The sequence below is a fragment of the Paenibacillus terrae genome (assembly GCF_005217525.1).
Classification (GTDB): domain Bacteria; phylum Bacillota; class Bacilli; order Paenibacillales; family Paenibacillaceae; genus Paenibacillus; species Paenibacillus terrae_C.
The window spans coordinates 113,691-134,573 of sequence record NZ_PNXQ01000009.1 but is presented as its reverse complement, the minus strand read 5'-3'; the positions used below and the strand labels follow the sequence as shown (position 1 = coordinate 134,573).

19 protein-coding genes are annotated in these 20,883 nt (G+C 45.8%); 9 read left to right on the top strand and 10 right to left on the bottom strand.

Annotated elements, in window-relative coordinates; all coding sequences use genetic code 11:
• From C1I60_RS08135 to C1I60_RS08115, 5 genes are all read right to left on the bottom strand, one after another.
• Positions 1-780, bottom strand: a 780-nt coding sequence (locus C1I60_RS08135) for an ABC transporter permease (protein ID WP_252361629.1), incomplete at its 3' end; no start/stop codon positions are given.
• Positions 781-852: 72 nt separating this feature from the next.
• A complete protein-coding gene (locus tag C1I60_RS08130; protein ID WP_137061270.1) occupies positions 853-2,472 on the bottom strand; it encodes an ABC transporter substrate-binding protein in 1,620 nt (539 codons plus the stop codon).
• Between the two features lie 158 nt (positions 2,473-2,630).
• Entirely contained in the window at positions 2,631-2,993 is a 363-nt protein-coding gene (locus C1I60_RS08125) for a DUF1304 domain-containing protein (protein WP_137061269.1), read from the bottom strand.
• Positions 2,994-3,137: 144 nt separating this feature from the next.
• Positions 3,138-4,649, bottom strand: a complete 1,512-nt coding sequence (locus C1I60_RS26130) for a methyl-accepting chemotaxis protein (RefSeq protein ID WP_137061268.1) — start codon at positions 4,647-4,649, stop codon at positions 3,138-3,140.
• A gap of 259 nt (positions 4,650-4,908) precedes the next feature.
• Positions 4,909-6,162, bottom strand: a complete 1,254-nt coding sequence (locus C1I60_RS08115; protein WP_137061267.1) for a cation:dicarboxylate symporter family transporter — start codon at positions 6,160-6,162, stop codon at positions 4,909-4,911.
• 211 nt (positions 6,163-6,373) lie between these two features.
• Between C1I60_RS08115 and C1I60_RS08110 the strand changes: the two genes are divergently transcribed.
• The 4 genes from C1I60_RS08110 to C1I60_RS08095 all read left to right on the top strand — a co-directional run bounded on the left by C1I60_RS08110 (position 6,374) and on the right by C1I60_RS08095 (position 10,466).
• On the top strand, positions 6,374-7,678 hold the full coding sequence (locus C1I60_RS08110; RefSeq protein WP_137061266.1) for a sensor histidine kinase: 1,305 nt from the start codon (positions 6,374-6,376) through the stop codon (positions 7,676-7,678).
• Between the two features lie 5 nt (positions 7,679-7,683).
• Positions 7,684-8,613 carry a response regulator gene (locus tag C1I60_RS08105; RefSeq protein WP_137061265.1) on the top strand — a complete coding sequence of 310 codons (930 nt, stop codon included), beginning with the start codon at positions 7,684-7,686 and terminating at the stop codon, positions 8,611-8,613.
• Positions 8,614-8,635: 22 nt separating this feature from the next.
• Entirely contained in the window at positions 8,636-9,133 is a 498-nt protein-coding gene (locus C1I60_RS08100) for a DinB family protein (RefSeq protein ID WP_137061264.1), read from the top strand.
• A 133-nt stretch (positions 9,134-9,266) separates the two neighbouring features.
• Positions 9,267-10,466: an MFS transporter gene (locus C1I60_RS08095; RefSeq protein ID WP_137061263.1), complete on the top strand. Its 1,200-nt coding sequence runs from the start codon at positions 9,267-9,269 to the stop codon at positions 10,464-10,466.
• 37 nt (positions 10,467-10,503) lie between these two features.
• Here the strand turns inward: C1I60_RS08095 and C1I60_RS08090 are convergent, their stop codons facing one another.
• On the bottom strand, positions 10,504-10,830 hold the full coding sequence (locus C1I60_RS08090) for a helix-turn-helix domain-containing protein (protein ID WP_137061262.1): 327 nt from the start codon (positions 10,828-10,830) through the stop codon (positions 10,504-10,506).
• Positions 10,831-11,134: 304 nt separating this feature from the next.
• On the opposite strand from C1I60_RS08090, the gene C1I60_RS08085 reads away from it, so the two are divergent.
• A complete protein-coding gene (locus C1I60_RS08085) occupies positions 11,135-12,010 on the top strand; it encodes a DNA-binding protein (protein ID WP_137061261.1) in 876 nt (291 codons plus the stop codon).
• Positions 12,011-12,141: 131 nt separating this feature from the next.
• Here the strand turns inward: C1I60_RS08085 and C1I60_RS08080 are convergent, their stop codons facing one another.
• Together C1I60_RS08080 and C1I60_RS08075 are read right to left on the bottom strand one after the other, a co-directional pair.
• Positions 12,142-12,963, bottom strand: coding sequence for an endonuclease/exonuclease/phosphatase family protein (locus C1I60_RS08080; RefSeq protein WP_137061260.1), 822 nt, complete (start codon positions 12,961-12,963; stop codon positions 12,142-12,144).
• A 5-nt stretch (positions 12,964-12,968) separates the two neighbouring features.
• Positions 12,969-14,660 (bottom strand): PTS transporter subunit IIBC, encoded by a 1,692-nt coding sequence (locus C1I60_RS08075; protein WP_137061259.1) that lies wholly within the window; start codon positions 14,658-14,660, stop codon positions 12,969-12,971.
• A gap of 243 nt (positions 14,661-14,903) precedes the next feature.
• On the opposite strand from C1I60_RS08075, the gene C1I60_RS08070 reads away from it, so the two are divergent.
• From C1I60_RS08070 to pgmB, 3 genes are all read left to right on the top strand, one after another.
• Positions 14,904-15,926, top strand: a complete 1,023-nt coding sequence (locus tag C1I60_RS08070; RefSeq protein ID WP_137061258.1) for a LacI family DNA-binding transcriptional regulator — start codon at positions 14,904-14,906, stop codon at positions 15,924-15,926.
• Between the two features lie 139 nt (positions 15,927-16,065).
• Positions 16,066-18,348: a glycoside hydrolase family 65 protein gene (locus tag C1I60_RS08065; protein ID WP_137061257.1), complete on the top strand. Its 2,283-nt coding sequence runs from the start codon at positions 16,066-16,068 to the stop codon at positions 18,346-18,348.
• 24 nt (positions 18,349-18,372) lie between these two features.
• Positions 18,373-19,029 (top strand): beta-phosphoglucomutase, encoded by a 657-nt coding sequence (gene pgmB, locus C1I60_RS08060; RefSeq protein WP_137061256.1) that lies wholly within the window; start codon positions 18,373-18,375, stop codon positions 19,027-19,029.
• A gap of 158 nt (positions 19,030-19,187) precedes the next feature.
• On the opposite strand, the gene C1I60_RS08055 is transcribed toward pgmB, so the two are convergent.
• The gene (locus C1I60_RS08055; protein ID WP_137061255.1) at positions 19,188-19,490 is read right to left on the bottom strand and encodes a monooxygenase; all 303 of its coding nucleotides are present in this window, start codon (positions 19,488-19,490) and stop codon (positions 19,188-19,190) included.
• A 23-nt stretch (positions 19,491-19,513) separates the two neighbouring features.
• Entirely contained in the window at positions 19,514-20,416 is a 903-nt protein-coding gene (locus tag C1I60_RS08050; RefSeq protein ID WP_137061254.1) for a DsbA family protein, read from the bottom strand.
• 200 nt (positions 20,417-20,616) lie between these two features.
• Here C1I60_RS08050 and C1I60_RS08045 point away from each other — a divergent pair.
• Positions 20,617-20,883: winged helix-turn-helix transcriptional regulator (locus C1I60_RS08045; RefSeq protein WP_137061307.1), on the top strand; the 267-nt coding region annotated here is incomplete at its 3' end.

Below are 20,883 nucleotides of genomic sequence, written 5' to 3'. Positions count from 1 at the left end.
CGTCTCGGTCACGATGGCTCCGGCTACCAGATCTGCAACCGACATACCGAGCAGCGTAATGATAGGCAACAGCACATGCTTGAGCACATGCCGAAATAAAACCAGTCGTTTTCCAGACCCGAACGCATATTGAATCTGCACGTATTCTTCCTTGAGCTGCGTTATTGTACTGGAACGGATATACCTCACATACACAGATAAAAACCCGAAGGCCAGTACAAAACACGGTAAAATCCCATGCTTGATCACATCAAGCGCCGAGTCCGTTCCAATGGTCCGCATCCCCGTACTTGGAAGCCAGTGCAGATAAATAGCAAACAAATAAATAAGTAAAATGCCGAGCCAAAACAGCGGTACAGAAATCCCGATGTACGACATCAGGTTAATCAGCTTGTCGATCCAGCGATTCCGATTGGCCGCAGCCGTCAAGCCGAGTGGAATCGCAATCAGGACAGCCAGTACAATGGATGCACCCATTAATCCGGCGGTAGCCGGGAGGCGATCCAGAATCTGATCCAGTACCGGCTGGTGATTAATCAGCGAGTAGCCCAAATCACCTGTGAGACTTTTTTTGAGCCATAACATGTACTGCACATAAGCAGGCTGATCCAGCCCCAAGCTGTGCCTCATACGTTCAATATCTTCCAGATGCATATTCGGTGTAACAAAAGAGAGAACCGGATCACCTGGAGCCAGCTTGATCAAGCCGAAGCAGACGATGGATACGAAAAATAGCATCGGTATAACTTGCAGCAATCTTCTGCCGATGAGTTGTCTCATACGTTTCTCTTCCCCTTGCTGTTCTCGAAAAAAATAAGCTGGTTCTCCCAGCTTATTTTTGAAAACCCTGTCTTATTTGTGATAAATTTTGGACAAATCTTCGAAAATTACGACCGGTTTCAGCACAGCCTGATCAATGCCGCCATACTGCTTGTCGAATGCTACAATTGTTTTGGTATAAGCAATCGGATAGATAACGGCATCATCAGCCAAAATCTCTTGTACCTTTTTGTAGATTTCTCCACGCTTGGTCGTATCCGACTCGCCCGCGCCCTCTTCCATCAGCTTATCCACTTCCTTGTTGGAATAATGCGAATAGTTGGAGGAAGATCCGGTGCTGTACAAGATACGGTACGCATCCGGGTCATAACCCATAATATAGCCGCTGATCGCCAGATCGAAGTCCTTGGCATTCGTGTCGACGAATTTTTGTGACCAAGCCGAGGAATCCATGCTGTTTACATCCAACTGAACGCCGATATCCTTCAACTTCTGCTGAATGTACAGCGCCTGTGCCTCTTGCACCTTATTACCGCCTGGAATAATAATGCGCAGCTTCAGTCCTTCAGCTCCAGCCGATTTCAGCAGTTCTTTCGCCTTATTCACATCATTATTGAAAAATGGAACATCGTTCGTGTGATACAGCACGTCCTGTGTCAAAGCAGACTTCGCGGTATCCGCGTAATCCTTGGAGCCATAAGATACTTGAATCAACTCATCCTGGTTCAGCGCATATGAAAGCGCCTGACGCACTTCTTTTTTGTTCAACTGCTTGGTGTCGCTGTTTTCATTAAACATCAGGTAAGCCAAACGGCCTTCGCTGTATGGGAAAATGTCAAACTTCCCGGTTGCTTTAATCGTCTCCACATTTTGCGGATCTACATAGTTAACATTGATTTCGCCATTCTGGAGCGCCAAGCTCGCAGCATTCGAATCCTTCACAATTCGATACGTTACAGAATCCAGATGCGGCTTGCCGCCAAAATAGTTATCGAACCGTTCCAGCGAAACGTACTCGCCGGTTTTGTATTCTTTAAACTTGAACGGACCTGATCCAACTGGAGTGTTGTTTTTTGTGCTTTTCTCAATATCGGCTTCGTTCTCGAAAATATGCTTCGGAATCGGAGATACCTGTACCAGTGCCGCCTCAAAAGCAGGAGCTGCCTGTGGAAGCTTGAAATCCACTGTTGTATCATCAACCTTGCTCACCTGAACCGGCTTGCCGTTAATCATGAAATTACTTCTCAAAAAGCTGTGCTGCTTCTCGTCCAAAATTTTATTAATCGTGAAAACCACATCGTCAGCCGTCAGCTTCTCGCCATCATGCCAAGTCAGATTCTTTTTCAGCTTCAGCGTGTACGTCAGCTTGTCCGCCGAAGGAGTCAGGCTATCTGCCAAATAGAAAGTCTTCTTGCCATTGTTCACCTGAAACAAAGGTGCGAATATCGCCTGATCTATCGTCAGACTCACCCGATCACCCGCATAGTTCGGGTTCAGCACCACCGGATCGGCTTGTACACCGATGATCAGACTGCCGCCATCCTTGGGTTGCCCGTTATCCGCTGTTGTAGCATTCGTATTCGCTGCACTATCCTTTGTCGCAGACGAAGAACCGGAATTCCCGCCAGAGCAGGCACTTACCACCAACATTAATATAATCAATACAAATACACCAGTCCAATTACGACGCATGTCTCCAGCCTCCGAGTTCTCTAAGTATGTAATAAAAATCATTATAAATCGGAATAATCGGATTTACAATCAATCAAAAACTACCTTTTTCCCTTGAGTTTAGAATTCCAGACATTATGTGATCGAATATAGCAAAAAGACACCCGCTAAGGGCGTCTTCAGAGTATCCATAAACTGATTAGTGCCAGGATAGCGGGTAGTCCTTGTTTTAATAAAATGGACTTGTTGGATGTCAATGCGCCATACACCGCCGCCACCACCACGCAAATGACAAAGAACAGCTGAATTTGCCAGCCTATCACAGCATCCGGGTACAGCAGCCCCCATACCAGCCCGGCAGCCAGGAACCCGTTGTACAACCCTTGATTCGCAGCCAGTGACTTGGTCACTCCCGCCAGCTCCTTGGAGGTGCCGAACGTGCGCATCGCCCGTGGAGTCGTCCACAGGAACATCTCCAATATTAAAATGTACACATGCTCCAGAGCAACAATTCCGACCAAAATTGAACTTATCAAGTTCAAGCGTATTCCTCTTTTCCACACAAAATCGTTGTAAGTTGTAACTTTCGGATTCACTCTTGAGGATTATAATCCATTTTCCAAAATCAGTAAAGAGACCGGAACTAAGCCCGGTCTAATTTTTGCATAATCTTAGAAGAATGTTGCTTACATCGTTCTTGCAAAATCAAGCAATGCTTTGGACATGCTATTGATCTCGTCCGTAGATGCATTCACCTGCTGCGTGAGCGCGGCCTGTGTCTGCGTCAACGTAGACATGTTGCCGATGTTATACAAAATCCGCTCGATGAGCGTCTTCATTTCGTCCAGACTGGTCTCAATATTTCCGGTCGCATCGGCACTGTGAATGGCAAGCTTCCTTACTTCATCCGCAACTACGGCAAAGCCGCGTCCCTGTTCACCCGCACGGGATGCCTCGATCGCCGCATTCAGCCCAAGCAGATTCGTTTGATTGGCAATCTCTTTAATGAAATTGGAGATGTTCTGCGTCTCTACTGCGCTGACTTTGGCCTGATTCGCCGCCTCAGTCGATTGCTCTTGAGCCGTAGCCAGCTCCTGCGCCTGATTACTAACCGAGTTGACACCGTTCACCATTTCCGCGATGGAATCCGAAAGATGCTGTATTTTAAGCGTGAGCTCGTCCGCAACGGACTGCTTTTGTTTTTCCAACGTTACATCACGGATGGTACCTGCCATGCGAATTGGCACTCCCTTACTGTCACGTATGCTACCCCCACTATTATAATACCAGCGATATTCGCCATTTTTATTCTGCAAGCGGCAAGTTACTTCATAGGGAGTGCGATCTGAAAAATCACTTAAATGGTCGTTCAACGCTTTAAGCGCGATTTCAACGTCATCTGGATGCAAGCGTGAGCTCCAGCTACTAAGCGCACTCGGAAAGTCCTTCTCATCACTAAAGCCAAGCGTATTGCGAAATTGGGGTGACCACCAAAATTCACTATCGGGATGCTCTACATCTCCGTCAACCAGTATGATGTCGTATGGAGCCTCAACCAACACACGATTGATGAGATCATATCTTGTAACTAAGGCCTGCAGTTCGTCAGACTTGATCTTTTGGTCATGTACATCCAATAATGCCCCCGCAATACGAAGCGGCATACCCTGCTCATCACGAATCGTCGTTCCCGTGGCACGGAACCAACGATACTCACCATGCTTCAGCTTTAAGCGATACTGAATGTCATAAGGAGTTTTTCCGGTATGATCTAGCAAATGATCAGCCAACGCTGCCAATACCCAGTCATAATCCTCCGGATGTAACCGCGATGCCCAACTATCCAATACATTTGGGAAATCCTTTTCGCTTTGATACCCCAGCATGGAACGGAATTCATCTGTCCATGTGAATGTATTGTTCGGATTTACAGGATCACCTGCAACGACCTCCATATCCCATAAGCCGACTTCAATCGCCTTGGTGACGAGCTTTAGACGAATGTCAATGTGTCGAGCATCATTTTTGATGGATTCAAGCGCTTGGTTGACATTGTTTGCGATTTCCTGAACCTCAGAAGATGCAGAGGGTAGTTGCATTGCGGCAGAATAATCCTTCTGCTGTATTTTTTGCGACAATTTGCGGCTTTCTTCTACTAAAGGGGTAAGTGAATAAGCCTCGTTTTTTTTGAGAAACATGATAGGATCTTCCCTTCTGAACCAATGTTTGAAACGGTATACTTTATATCGGATTATTATCAATAATCATTATAAATAAAATTGAAAATAATTAGGTATAAAGAACCATTTTCAAGAGCCATATGCGCATATATTCATAAATAAAATATCGAAATATGTCGAACTATGGAAAAGTATAGCGGTTGTGGAAATGAAAAGAACACCCTCGCATTTACTCTGCAAGAGTGTTCTTTTCTGCAAATATTCAGTTCATCCGTTCTTATTTCAAAGAAGCAGCATATTCCTCGCCTTTTTCCTTATCGTATTCGCCTTCCCATTTGGACATGACCACGGCGGCAAGCGAGTTGCCCATTACATTTACTACTGTACGCGCCATATCCAGAATACGGTCTATACCGGCGATAAAGGCCAGTCCCTCCAACGGAAGGTTAACTGCTCCGAGCGTAGCTAGCAAAACCACAAAGGAAGCGCCCGGCACGCCTGCAATGCCCTTGGAGGAAATAATCAGAACCAGTACCAACGTGATTTGGGTAGTGATTGGCAAGTCAATTCCATACATTTGGGCAATGAAAATCGCAGCCAGTGCCTGATACAAAGTAGAGCCGTCCAGATTAAAGGAGTATCCAATCGGAATGACGAAGGAAGTAATTCCCTTAGGACAGCCGAACTTTTCCATCTTCTCCATGATCTTGGGCAGAACACTTTCCGAACTGGCGGTCGAGTAAGCCAGCAGCAACTCGCTTTTCAAAATTTTAACCATGGTCCAAAGACGGGTACCGCAAAGCCTTGCAATGATTCCAAAAACAATCACAATGAATAACAGCATGGAGCCGTACACGGACAAGACGAGCTTGAGCAACGGCCACAGCGAAGCCAGGCCAAACTTGGCTACTGTTGTTCCGATCAGTGCGAATACGCCAAAAGGAGCCAGGCGCATCACCTGATTGGTTACCCAGAACATGGCGTCGGCTACACCTTCGAAGAAGCCCAATACAGGCTTGCCCTTGTCACCAATCGCTGCTACCCCCAGTCCGAACAATACGGAGAAAAAGATAATGGCCAGCATATCCCCTTCACCCAGCGATTGAATAATATTGGTAGGTACAATATGCACAATCGTATCCATGAAGCTGTGGCCTGTCTTTTCTGCTGTCTCCACATAGCTATGGATATCGGTCTTGGCCAGATGAGACATATCCACACCGTCACCAGGCCGAACCAGATTGGCCACAAGCAGTCCGAAAAGGATGGCGATCGTGGTTACGATTTCAAAATAGAGTATAGACTTTCCGCCGAGCTTACCCAATTTTTTCATATCTCCGACGCCGGCTACGCCAATAATGAGAGTTGAGATCACAATAGGCACGACAATCATCTTAATCAACCGAATAAAAATATCGCCGATCGGCTTTAAGTAGACTTCCACCCCTGAATTGCCGTAAAATAAGGCACCAATTATAATACCAAAAGCCAGTCCAATAAAGATTTGGATCGTCAAATTAATCTTTTTCATTTCGTGTCTCCCCCCTGGCTAATTTGTATTTTTTTTCAGTATACTGTTCTTAATATTCAAATGGTGTTATTTATACTACAGTCTGATCTATAAAAACCGACAATTATCTACACCCGTATTTGTTTTTTTTATTTAATTCACCATTTTAATGTTGGATTGTGAATTTATCTCATATTGCTTTTTTGATCGAATACACAGGAGGTGAATAATTATGAAGCTGAATATCCTCCTCTTCCTGCTTATGCTTGTGGTCGTACCGCTGGCGGGCGAGCTAAATATTCACCCATTCTCTAATACATTTCGTCTCAGCTTCGGCACACCAGTATTTTTTTTCTTTCTGCTATCTATTCGTCATATTCCGCCCGCTGTATCGGGACTGCTTACTGGCTTAGCCGTGGTGGCCTTTCGCATATCACTCAGTTATTTCACACTTCCCGATCCTTCCTTCGAAGAGCTGGTAACCCTGCACGGGCCTACCTTTTTTTATTACATGGTCTACGGCCTGCTCTTTCAGGTCCTTAACATTAACGCCGAGCCTTACCGCGCTCTCAGGGTAGGCATCCTCTCCGTGGGTATAGAGGTTGCGGCAAGCGTGGCGGAACTTAGCGTCCGGCGGAGCATTGACGGGGAATTCTGGGACATCTTCAAGATGGGCAAGGTGGTGCTCATCGCCATGATCCGCAGCTTCTTCGTGCTCGGGTTCTATAATATCATTCGCCTGAAGCAGTCCGTTCAGCATGAAGAGGCGCAAAGACAGCAGACTGAGCGGATTCTACTCCTGGTATCGGATCTGTATGAGGAGTCCGTCCAGCTCGGTAAAACCCTGTCGCACACAGAGCAAATCACCCGTGAAAGCTACGAGCTATACCGGGAGTTGCAGCAGGCTGAATCCTTGGAAGACAGGGACCGCTACGCCAGACAGGCGCTTCGTATTTCTGGACAGGTTCATGAGATCAAAAAAGACAGTCAACGGATTTATGCCGGGCTGTCGAAGCTGATTGATGCGGAAAGCGGAGTGCATTACATGCCTTCTCGGGAGCTTGGGGAGTTGATCGTCCGAACGAACCACAAATATGCACAAGCGCTGGACAAGTCTATTTATTTCACCCTGAATGTTGACCCTTTGCTGCCCAAGCTGCATGTTTATACGGTTTTGACACTCATTAATAACCTGACAGCTAATGCCGTCGAAGCGATGAAGGACCACGGAAGGATTGACGTTTCCATTCGGTTTCTACGGGGAAAAGAGAACACGGTGACCTTTAGCGTCACGGACAACGGCCCGGGGATTCCTCAGCGCAAACGGGAAATGGTCTTCACACCGGGGTATACAACCAAGTATGATGATGAAGGACAGCCTTCGACTGGCATGGGATTGTTTTATGTGCGTGAGGTAGCTGAGAGCCTCGAAGGAACGATTGTGCTGCAACAGGATGAAGCAGAACACACAGACAGGGTACGGACCACTTTTACAGTCACATTGCCATTACGGAAACTGACGGAGAAAGGAAGATAGCCCGGATGCGCTTTTATATTGTGGATGACGATCAGGGAATTCGTTCTATGCTAGCAGACATTATTGAAGATGAAGGTCTCGGTGAGATTATCGGCGAAGCGGAGGACGGTTCCTATGTGAACAGCGATCTATTGGAGCTTAACCGGATTGATGTATTGCTCATTGATCTGCTGATGCCAGTTCGTGATGGTATTCAGACGGTGCGTGCGCTCGGTAATCAATTCAGTGGAAAAATCATTATGATTTCCCGTATTGAATCCAAAAACATGATCGGAGAGGCCTACTCGCTCGGTATTGAATACTACATTGCCAAGCCCTTGAATCGGCTGGAGATTATTGCAGTTATTCATAAGGTGTCCGAGCGTTTGCGCATGCAGCAATCGATCACGGATATCCAGCGCACGCTACAGGGGCTATCGATGTTCGCATCGAGAGGACCATCGACAACAGTAGAACCGACCAAAAGCATCATAACTTCCGGGCAGTTTCTGCTCTCCGAAATGGGAATGATCGGCGAAGCGGGCAGCATGGATTTGCTGGACATGCTGGAATATCTGGACCAGTATGAGGAAGAAACGGGTAACCTATCGCCCTATCTGTTCCCGCCGCTGAAGGATATCTTCGCGAATGTAGCCTTGAAACGGCTGGGAAGCTCAGCTTCTGCGACAGAGCTGAGCAAGGAAATCAAGGCCTCTGAGCAGCGCGTCCGCCGCGCCATTTTCCAGACACTAAGCCATATCGTGTCGCTCGGATTGACGGATTACACTCACCCTAAATTTGAAAATTATGCGTCCAAATTTTTTGATTTTACAGAAATCCGCAAAAAAATGCTGGAACTGCAAAACAATGTGGAGCCCTCGCTGTCTCAAGCCCGTATCAATACGAAGAAATTTGTACAGGTGTTCTATATGGAGGCCAAAAGGCTGTTACATTAAAAAAAGAAGGGATGATCAATTCATGTCGGATGCAAACCAATTATTCGGTCAAGCACTGGTTAAATCGCTGGTCGGTGAACGTGGACATATTCGAGTAGCTCGGGCTTTGCCGGATATCGACGCTGAACTGGCAGGTAAAAAAAATGAAGAAATGCCCTACAGCATTTATCAACTGTTGAAGCATATGAGCTACTGGCAGCAATTTATGCTGGAGCATTTGGAAGGCCGGAAGCCCCAGCTTCCGGGCAATGTGATGGAAAGCTGGCCTGAAGAAACAGGACCGCAAAGTGAAGAAGCATGGCAGGCAGTTATTAACGAATTTTTGCAGGGCGTAGATCAGGCTGTAAAAATTGCCGAAACCGCACAGCTGGATGATTCGCTGGCCCATTTCCCAGGTGAAACGAAGGCGGGACTGCTACGGAATATCGCTTCCCACAACTCATATCATTTGGGCGAAATCGTGCTGCTGCGCCGTATTTATGGAGCTTGGCCACCGCCTGGAGGGGGCTTTCCCGCTTAAATTTAGGCACAATGAGGAACACACCTGCGTATCCTAGGGAGAATCGCTCCCCTTGTTGAAGCCTTTTTGCATATCAGGGGCAATCAGAACAACGGTTCCCCATTATGCATAATCAAAGAGAGGTTTCGAGGATATGAAGAGGCGTTTACATTTAAACCGTAATATCGTCTGTATGATTGTCATTAGCCTTATTGCTAACATGAGTGGGAGTATGATTCTCCCACTCTTTGCTATTTATGTAGAACAGTTCGGCATATCCGCACTCCATATGAGTATTTTATTTTCTCTATTTTATGCGGGAAGATTTCTGGGTGGAGGCTTGGCAGGACGAATTTATGAAAAGATTGGCGCAAAGCGCTTGGGGTTGAGCTTACTCTTCGCCGAGATCATTTGTATGCTCTTGTTCCCGGTTGCAGAAAGCTTTATCATCCTGTCCATCCTTAGACTCCTTCAAGGCTTGGTGGCGATAGGATTAACCGTCTTTGTAAGAGTCACCATCAACCAGATCAGTACCACGGAGAATAGAGGCAGCCTCAATGGATATATCAGCAGCAGCGAAGGGGCAGGTACGATTTTGGGACCTATCATGAGCGGAGTGATTGTTTCCTATTTTACTTTATCTGTTCCGTTCTATTTCGTCGCTATTTTTTCTTGTATATCCTTCGTTGCCGTCTCCAGAATGACGTTCCCCGGTCCCCCTTCCCAGCCTCAGCCACTGCGCGAGCCCCTTCAGGAATCGAAAAGAAAAACCACTTTAACAAAGCAGCTACTGCTCTATTCCACTGTTCATTTCCTTGAAATGAGTGCATTCGCCATATTTTTAACGTACTTCTCGGTGTATGCAACCTACAAGCTCCATTGGAGCCCTGTAGAAATCAGCTTGGCTTTTACAATCATCGGGGTATCAACGTTTGTATCGGCACCCATTATCGGCAAAGGTTCCGATCTGCTCAAAGATCGCTTAATGCTCAGTATCATTGGCCTGTTGCTGATCATGGTGGAAATAGCCTTGTTTCTGTGGTTCACGGAACCATGGATCGTATACCTGGGGATGTTCATCGGAGGCGTTGGCGGAGCCAGCTATCTGGATTCTTTTTACTCCCAACTGGGAGATGTCATTCCTGAGGAAATTAGAAGTTCATTTATCGGCAACGTCGTATCCCTTTCGGAATTAGGGGCCATTGTTTCTCCAATCATCGCAGGCGCACTCATTGAACGCTTTAACATAAATGCGCCTTTTTATTACAATATGCTATTGGTTTTTATGGCTATTGTTATCCAATACTTCATTCGGTTAAAGTTGAAATCCTCAAGAAAAAGGCCATTACATTGAGGAAAGATTTTGCTTTTTAGAACTTATTATAGACATTCTATTTTTCATCAAATACTTCTTTTAAAATATTCAGGGCCTTTTTATGGCTCTGTTCGTCTTGTTTTAGAAGTAAAGCGTTTATCGCTAATATGACCTCATTTTCTTGCTTCTTTCCTAAGCTCATAAAATCAAAGAATTCAATATTGAGAGCATTTGTTATCTTTGTAATGGTTTCGATTGTCACGTTGCTTTCGCCACGCTCAACCCGACCAATATAGGAGAAAGACGTTCCAATCTCGTCTGCAAGTTCTTGTTGCGTTAAGCCTTGGCCTTTCCTCAATTCTCTTACAACAATACCTATTCGCTCAGCAATGGTTTGTATCATTTTAATTATCTACTCCTCTTATTTAGAAGTCTAGACAAAAGGAAAGATATATTGGAGCCATTAAAAGATTCAAAATATTTTATTATTGTCCTTAAAAGACTCATGAGATATACTGTAAATATATTCAAGGGAAGCATAGTTCTTTAATTTTTAGATAGCTCTATAGTCGAATAACTTTGCGTAAAGGCTATTCATTAAATAACAATATTTAGTATATTTTCAACAAAAAGGAGAACATTTTTATATCATATCAACTAGAGACTCCGTTAAAGTGTAGTGAATCTATCTTATGGAGGCGTTAGTAGTGGAACAACAAATTCACACAAATGAGGAAATTTATCTTTTGTCGGAGAAAAACCATTCTTTAGATAAAGCGTTTGAGTTGTTTCGATTATGCTACAGACAGAGTGCTTGGGATGAGGCGAATCGAATAGCTGATTATATACACGTCACGGCTGATCACATGTATAAAAGCAGACAGAAATGGGGCGATATTGTTTCGCTTAATCAGCGACTAAAGCGTCCGCTTGTATTTTATTTTGGCTATAGCTACTTGGCTAAATCTATAGTCTTCCAGAGACAAGGTCTCTTCGAACAGGCAAGGGGATATGTAGCCAAATATGCTGATTTAGGCTGGTATAAAGAGCCTACTAAAGAGGATATGGAGGAAGTTGAACGTTTTAAGATTTTTGCCAAAGCTAATCTTTATGCAATAGATTTGCTATCAGGCAATAAAGAAATATTAAGTGAGTACAAGGAGTTTATTAAGGAGAATGATGAAGAAACGCTTCCCGCACTAATTAATATCCTTGAGGCTGCAAATCTGAATAAATGGAATGTAGATGAATTACTTTATGAGCATACTCAACAGTTTGAAACATTCGCCAGTCTTGAAGACATTGGAAATCGTGTGTACTATACAAAATTATTAAATCAACTTGCCATATATAATCTGAATCATTTGCGATATGGTGGTGCTATAGATTACATTCTTGAATTTATGAGAATTGCAGTTACAATTAATTTACATAAAGAACTTATTACGACTATTTCCATGTTCGAAGCTATACGATCACATGCAACAAGTGAACAGCAATTGAAGTATCAAAATATTTTACAAGGAGTGCTTTTAAGTGAGGAAAACATTAGTAACTACATTCATGTTAATAACATGTCTTAGTATTATGATTCCCTTCTCGCCTTCATCAATTGCAACGATTAGTCCCGCCCATCATGGTGTAAACGGCTAATGAATCACTAATAATCAAGAAAAAGGCCACTTGCATAAGCAGGCGGCCTTTTTCCGATTGTTCACAGCTCCAATTCAACTGCAACCCCGAAATGATCGGATACGACTAATCCCGTTGTTCCATTCAGCACGACAGTTGAAGATTGAACCTGTGCGGGCTTGTTGGAAAAAACATAGTCAATCCGCAGCGGTTCGGCGTTACTTTCCCAGCCTGCGATGGCTTTGATGACCGTGTAGCCTTCATCACGTACCTTTGCGTTCGGATAGGTGTCCGACCAGCCGGATTGCAGCACATAATCATACCCTTCCCCGCGCACTTCGGCCGCATTGTTGAAATCCCCCATCATAAAAACAGGTGTCGGTGCAAAAGGGGCCAATATCTCCGTTGTACGGTCCCATAGTCCACGGAAGGATTCCTCATCGTTCCACCAGTTGTAGTGCCCGCTCACAAACCATGCCGACACTCCATCCACCAACGTTTGCACGCCCACAATTTTACGCGAGCGGTAGTTGTCATAGTCCTGTTGCGAGGAAACATATTCGTTCACCGTATCTGTAATCGGTGTTTTGGACAAAATAGCCAAGCCCTCATCATATTTGGCAAAGCCAATATGTGCAGGAGCCCACGTCCAATAATAGGCATCGGACAATAATCCGTTCAGCACATAAGCATAATTATCACGCTTAATAACCACCTCGGGATCAGCGCTATAATAAGCGTCCAAATCGTCCGGCGATAAAGGAGCCTCGTCCATGGACTGATTCACTTCCTGCAAAGCAATGACGTCGAACTGCTGCTCATGAATAAAAGCAGCCAGTTGTTTTAGCTTTTCAAGCTGATTTTCTTCCATCCAAGCATGTACATTCAAGGTTAACAATTTCAAAGGAATCACCTGTTGAGTATGTCTTGTATATCTGATTTGAGCACATCTGCCTTCGGTCCATAAACCGCCTGTACCCCGTTATCTACTTTAATCAAGCCCAGAGCGCCCAGCGCTTTCCATGTCTTTTCGTCCCCGACGGCATTTGTATCCTTCACCGTCACACGCAGACGGGTCATGCAGGCATCGACCTCGACAATGTTCTGCTCACCCCCAAGCGTTTTGATGATATCCGTAGCCAGTTGATTTTGCGCTGAAGCAGCAGCCAGTTGATTCCGCGTTAAAGCAGCCGCCACACCCTCTGTTTCCGTAGTTCCTGCTTCGGAAGACTCCTGAGGCTCCTCATCTGTATAATTCCCCAGCCGCCCCGGTGTAGCCATCTGGAGTTTGCCGATCATAAAATATGCGATAAAGTAAGTCACCACCGCAAAAACAACACAAGTCAGCACGAAATTGATAATGTCCTGCACCAAACCAGCATTTATAGACAACGGTAATCGAGTCAGCAGTTCAATCATACCAAACGAATGTAAACGCAAATGTATAATGTCCGCCATTCCGAACGCAATTCCGGTAAGAATAGCATAAACGACGTACAGTACAGGCGCTACGAACATAAACATAAATTCCAGCGGCTCCGTTACCCCTGTCAAAAAGACAGCAGCAGCGGCTGAAAAAATCATCGACTTGTATTTGCTACGCTTATCCTTGTCTACACGGCGATACATCGCCACCGCCAGTCCCATAAGGATTCCCGCTCCGCCGATCATTTGTCCTACCTTAAAGCGGGCAGGGGTTACGCCTTCCAACAGGCTATTATAGGCTGCCGGATCGGTACCGCGAAGCGCACTCAGATCACTCGCCCAAGCCAGCCACAACGGGTCTTGCCCGGCAACGACACTGCCCGCCCCGGAACCCGTAAGCGTCGTGTAAACGCCACCAAGTTGAGTATAGTTAATAGGAACCGTCAACATATGGTGAAGCCCGAAGGGAATCAATAGTCTTTCCAGTGTACCATAGACAAATGGCGCTACAAAAGGAGCCGATTCCCCCGAAGTCGCCAACCAAACACCAAACTGGTTAATCCCCCCCTGGATAAATGGCCAGATGGCAGACATGATCACACTGACAATGACAGACCATAAAATAACCACAAAAGGGACAAACCGCTTACCGTTAAAAAAGGCCAAAGCATCCGGCAGCTTGCGGTAATTATAGTACTTGTTAAAGACAACCGCGCCGACGAATCCGGCAATAATACCGACAAACACCCCCATATTAAGCGCAGGCGCCCCCAAAACAGAGGTAAAGTAGCCACTGACCGGAATACTCACACCAAAGAGAGTATGAGTCGTCGCCCCCTCCTGTGTTAGCATCTTCGAGGATACGCCCAAAATCGTTCCTGTTGAAACATTAATCAGGATAAAAGCAATTAATGCAGCAAAAGCCCCGCCAGCTCGTTCCTTGGCCCAAGAACCGCCGATCGCCACTGCAAACAGAATGTGTAAATTGTTAATGATGCCCCAACCCAAGTTTTCCATGACCCCGCCGACAGTCAACCAGACATGAACATCGCCAGCCAGCATCGCCACCACTTTACCGAGTGAAATCATAATTCCGGCCGCTGGCATGACGGCGACTACAACAAGCAGTGCTTTCCCAAGCTTTTGCCAAAAATCAAATGATAGAAGTTTTTTCATTTCTCCATCAATCTCCATCCATATAGTATGTACAGCGTTGTTTGTTACCTCGCAAATATATGCAATCGGTTGCACGATTATTATAATGATATCGCTTTCTATTGGCAATACCCTGATTGTAAATATCTCGAATATTAGCGGAGTACTTCTCGGAGAAAAGCCGCGAATTTGTTGAATTTCGAGCAATATCGTATGATAGAATATAATATTTCCTGCTTGAGATAGCAAAAGGAGAAGAAGACGATGGCAGTAACCATCAAAGATGTCGCAAAGCGTGCCAATGTTGCTACTTCCACCGTGTCCCGTGTCATTCAAGATAGCCCCAAAATCAGCGAGGCCACCAAGGCACGTGTTCGCAAAGAAATGAAGGCGCTTGGCTACGAGCCCAATTATTCAGCCCAAAGTCTGGCTAACCGTGTCACACAGTCGATTGGCATTATTATGCCAGAATCGGATGTGGCGATCTTTCAGAACCCGTTCTTTGCGGAAAGCCTTCGCGGGATTAGTGAATGGGTAAATGAGCACAACTATACACTGTCGATTGTTACAGGGAAAACGAGCGATGAATTGCTGTCCCGAGTGAAGCTGATGACGCGAACCGGACGTGTTGACGGCTATATTGTCCTGTATTCCAAGCAAGAGGATAAAATCGTGGAGTACTTTCATAGAGAAAAAATACCTTACACTGTAATCGGCAAGCCTCAGCAATTTATCAGTGAAACCACGCATGTGGACAACGATAACTACCAAGCCGCCAAGGACGTGGTCACTTATTTGATCCGTCTGAATCATCAGCGTATCGCTTATGTTGGCGGAGATCATGAACGCACTGTGAATACCGAAAGACTCAGGGGCTATCAGGATGCGCTGCGGGAGGCCCATTTGCCTCTTTCAGACGAGTATGTTGTCAGGGAGCCTTTTACCCTGGAGAACATGCGGACGCTATTACAAGTCTCCCCGCCGCCTACCGCTATGATCGTCAATGATGACCTTGTAGCCATGGCTGTACAGAAAATGCTATCCCAACTGGGCGTATCCATGCCGGAGCAGCTTTCCATGGTGAGCTTCAACAATCTGATGCTGGCTGAGCTGATGAACCCCCCTCTTACTTCCGTAGATATTGATATTTTCACCCTGGGTTATCAGGCTGCCAAAAGCCTGATCGAAAAAATCGAAGACCCCAAGGAGTTGACCAAACACATCATCGTTCCCCACCGGATCGTAGAACGCGAATCCAGTCAGAAGCTGCCATCCTCCGAGGAATGAACAAAAACTGATTTTGTGGACATCCATAAAATCAGTTTTTTTGCGTTGACAGGGCAATCGGTTGCACTATATACTGAACTCGCTCATATACTGATTTCGTTAAAACAACGAATTCATTTTCCGAGAGGGGTACGCAATCATGGTTTATAACCGATTATTTGACGTAGATAGCTGGAAGCTGACAACCCACACTCTACATACAACACACCTGCGATTACAGGAAAGCATAATGTCCATAGGCAACGGTTATATGGGGATGCGCGGCAATTTTGAAGAAGCCTATTCAGGTGATCATCATCAAGGAACTTACATCTCTGGTGTCTGGTTCCCCGACAAAACAAAGGTTGGCTGGTGGAAAAACGGCTATCCCGAGTATTTTGGCAAGGTTATCAATGCCATGAATTTTATCGGCATCGGTCTGATCATAAACCAGCAGGAAGTGGATTTATTTACGGCACACATCAGTGATTTTGTGCAGGAACTGGACATGAAGCAGGGTATCCTGCGGCGCGCCTGTACCGTGAACGGTCAGGTTCGTATCACCACGGAACGTTTTCTAAGCATCACCACTCGTGAACTATGCCTGATTGATTACAGGGCAACCAATATAGGCGACCAGCCTCTAACGATTGAGCTTATTCCTTATTTGGACGGTAATACGAGAAATGAGGACACTAACTATGATGAGGTATTCTGGCTGGAGGAAGCGCGCGAGGTTCAGGAGAAATTCATCAGCCTGTCCACCACGACGATAGATAATCCGTTTGGTATTCCGCGTTTTACCGTAAACGCTACCATGGGTATTGTGACCGCAGGACAAGATCAGCAAACGACGGAAGAGGGCTTTTTGTATGCTGCACGCCACTATCAATATACCGTCGCACCGGGTGACAGTGCTCATCTGCAAAAAATCGTAGCCGTCACCACCTCACGTGACATAGAAAAGGATGCGCTGATTCCACAAGCAGAACGTCTCGCCGTGGAAGCTGTGAACAAAGGATACGCTCTGCTTAAGCAGGAGCATATCGCGGCTTGGGCCGGGCGTTGGGAGAAAGCGGATGTTGAAATCGAAGGGGATACGGAGGCGCAGCAGGGAATACGTTTTAATATTTTCCAGCTATTCTCTACGTACTACGGTGAAGACGCTCGCCTGAATATCGGACCGAAAGGCTTTACGGGTGAAAAATATGGCGGGGCCACGTATTGGGATACGGAAGCTTACGCTGTACCGATGTATTTGGCGCTGGCAAATCCCGACGTGACTAAAAACCTGCTGCTATACCGGTACCATCAACTGGAGGGTGCCAAGCATAACGCGGCCCAGCAAGGACTACGAGGCGCACTGTATCCTATGGTCACCTTTACAGGTGTGGAATGCCACAACGAATGGGAAATTACCTTCGAGGAAATTCACCGTAACGGGGCTATTGCGTATGCCATTTACAACTACACCAACTATACGGGCGACTTGGCCTATTTACAGGAATATGGAATCAATGTACTCGTCGAAATTAGCCGCTTCTGGGCGGATCGGGTTCATTTTTCCCATCGCCATCAGCAGTATATGATCCACGGGGTTACCGGACCGAACGAATATGAAAACAACGTCAATAATAACTGGTATACCAACACACTGGCTGCATGGGTTTTAAAATATACGTTATCGGTCTTGCCTCAAATTTCTTCAGAGAAATCGGAGAAGCTGGCTGTTACCGAGGATGAGCTTGCGCATTGGCAGGATATCATCGACCGCATGTACTATCCTTACGATGAGGAACGGGGCATATTCGTACAGCACGATACCTTTATGGATAAGGATTTGCAGACTGTATCCTCCCTCGATCCAAGTCATCTGCCGCTAAATCAGAAATGGTCATGGGATAAAATCCTCCGTTCCTGCTTCATTAAGCAAGCGGATGTGCTGCAAGGTCTGTATTTCTTCGGAGATCAGTTCACACTGGAGGAAAAAGCGCGCAATTTTGCATTTTATGAGCCGATGACCGTTCATGAATCCAGTCTGTCCCCATCGATTCACGCCGTGCTGGCCGCTGAGCTCAAAATGGAGGATAAAGCAGTCGAGATGTATAAACGGACAGCTCGTCTGGATCTGGATAATTATAATAACGATACCGAGGACGGTCTGCATATTACCTCCATGACAGGAAGCTGGCTGGCGATTGTGCAGGGCTTTGCCGGAATGAGAACGTATAACGGAACATTGAGCTTCGCCCCCTTCCTGCCTCAGGGCTGGAGCAAATATACATTTAAAATCAACTATCGCGGTCGCTTGCTAAGCATTCTCGTACAGGAAAATGAAGTGATTATTACGCTGTTGGACGGAGAACCCCTGACGCTGGAGCTGTATGGACAGCCAACGCACATTACCCATGGGCAGCCGTTACTGACAAACAGTGTTTCATAAACCGGACAGACAGGGGGAAACCAAATGAAGGCAGTGATTTTTGACCTGGACGGCGTGATTACAGATACCGCCGAATATCATTTTCAGGCATGGGGCAGCTTGGCGGCGGCGTTGGGCATTCCTTTTGATCGGGAATTTAATGAGCAGCTCAAAGGAATCAGCCGCACGGAGTCGCTCGACAAAATATTGGCGCGTGGTGAAGCGGGCACATATACTGCCAAGGATAAGCTGGAGCTGGCTGCACGAAAAAACACAGAGTACCAGCGGCTCATCTCGGCTGTGACCCCAGCAGACGTACTACCAGGCATCCGCTCGCTTCTGACAGAGCTTCGTGAAGCCCGAATCGGCATCGCGCTGGCCTCTGCGAGCAAAAATGCAGCGTTTATCCTGGAGCGGCTGGAGCTGACGCACTATTTTGACAGTGTGGTGGATGTTACCGCCATTCGGCATGGCAAGCCTGATCCGGAAATTTTCCTCACCGGGGCCGCAAATCTGGGCGTTCAGCCTGCCGACTGTATCGGTATAGAGGACGCTCAGGCTGGCATACAAGCGATCAAGAGCGCCGGGATGTTCGCGGTTGGTGTAGGAACGCCTTCGCAAATGCAGGGTGCAGATATCGTGGTAGCCACTACAGCCGAGCTTTCTCTGAGCATGTTGGAGGCACATTTTATCAGAGGATGAAGAAGAGAAAAAGACTACAGGGTAACGCAACATAGCATAAGAATGTTGAAGAAATAAAGCTCTCACTGATATCAGTGAGAGCTTTATTTCTATCCAAGACATTTTTTCAAAAAATAATTAATTATCTGTGATCTTACCCAGGTCATAAACAAACAACATTAGATCGGAAAATGATTCAACTCGGAAAGTTGTTTATTTATATGAAATATTTTAGCATTCGCATGGTGTACGCCAAAGCTCGCCAGCCGTTTGGAATGCATATCCCAGTATTGCTGAGCAGTGCGTTCATCTTCAAAAAAATAAATGCCTCCGGCTTCACCATTCGCCTCATTTTCGGTCCAGACTTTCATTTTGAATCCTTCTTCCTGATTAATACCTGAAGCTAGTTCCTGAAAAGCGGAAGCCATTGTACTTCCGAACGGTCCTTCAAATTTGAAATCGACCTGAAGAATAATACTCATTACGTTCACCTTCCTAAATAAGATTAAATATACAGTTCGTTAAAAATGCGTTTAACTTCATAGGTACCTTGCGGCAGGTTATTCGCAAGAAATGTCTCTACGTCCTGCGGGACCAGATCGTACATCACTTCAATTTCTCTAGCAAACAGATGCTGCTTCCCGTTATGAATATTGGTCAATTTTGGTACTTCCGCCGCTGTCAGTGGCCCACCGACAATTTTCTGTAGTGCTTCCACATACGTTTGCAATGAGCGTGCTCCGACGATTTTGACGCCTTGTTTTTCTTCATTGACCATAATGATGGTAGGGAAGCCGCGTACACCCAAACTGGCAGCTAGAGCAAAATCTTCTTCCAGCCAGCCCTGTGCTGCATCTTCACCTGCTTCAGCCACAAGGGTGGCACCATCCAAACCGATTTGATTCACAATATCCTTCAACACCTGCTCTTCCGCAATATTGTGATTAAACACAAACACAGCTTCACGCAATTTTCGGAGCAGCAGTTCCGCATGGACCGGATGTTTGCGCTGCACGACTTTGAATACACGGGATGGGGGATACGAGGACTGAATCGGGTTAGTTGTCCATAATGATCCATCGATAGGCATCCTCGAATGTTCGCCTACTTCCCGCCAGTGATGCGCCACATCGGCCGGTTTTTGGATACCATTAGCCTGATCCGCAAACCCATGCCAGCTTTGCAGCAGTCCACCCATAATCGTCTGAATATTGAAATACTGACCATACTGCAGAACAAAACGATTCAGGACCGGCTCCAGTGCCCAGCAGTGGGAACAGATCGGATCTGTTGCGTAATACAAAGTGATTTTTTTTGCTGGTGTATTAAAATCTACCAGTTGCACATCTTCTTCCACTTCGCCGCAGATACCGGTTTGCAGATCGCACATCATATTTTTGTCACTCATGATTTCAGCTCCTCTGGTTACAGGCTGCATCAACGGAATGATCTGTTATGCAGTCCGTTTCACATGCATACCATTAATATACTTTTATATAGTGAATTACTTATTCGCTTATAGTATGATTTTAATATGTATACTATTTATAACAAGTACGATTATTTTTTTGACTAGGTATTAAAAAAGATAGTAATGGAGGAATATACATGAGTTACTCGTTGGAATTGAAAAAAATGTGCCCCGCTACATTCGCCTTTAATGTGATTAGTGGCAAATGGAATCTGCCTATTCTGGCAATTCTGGCAGAGCATGAGTGTATCCGCTATAATGAGCTGAAACGCCTGTTAAAAGGCATTACAGCCGCAACACTGACGAATTGTTTAAAAGAACTCGTAGAATATGGTATTATTCACCGCGAGCAATATATGGAAGTACCACCACGCGTCGAATATTCGCTTACTGATGCAGGAAAA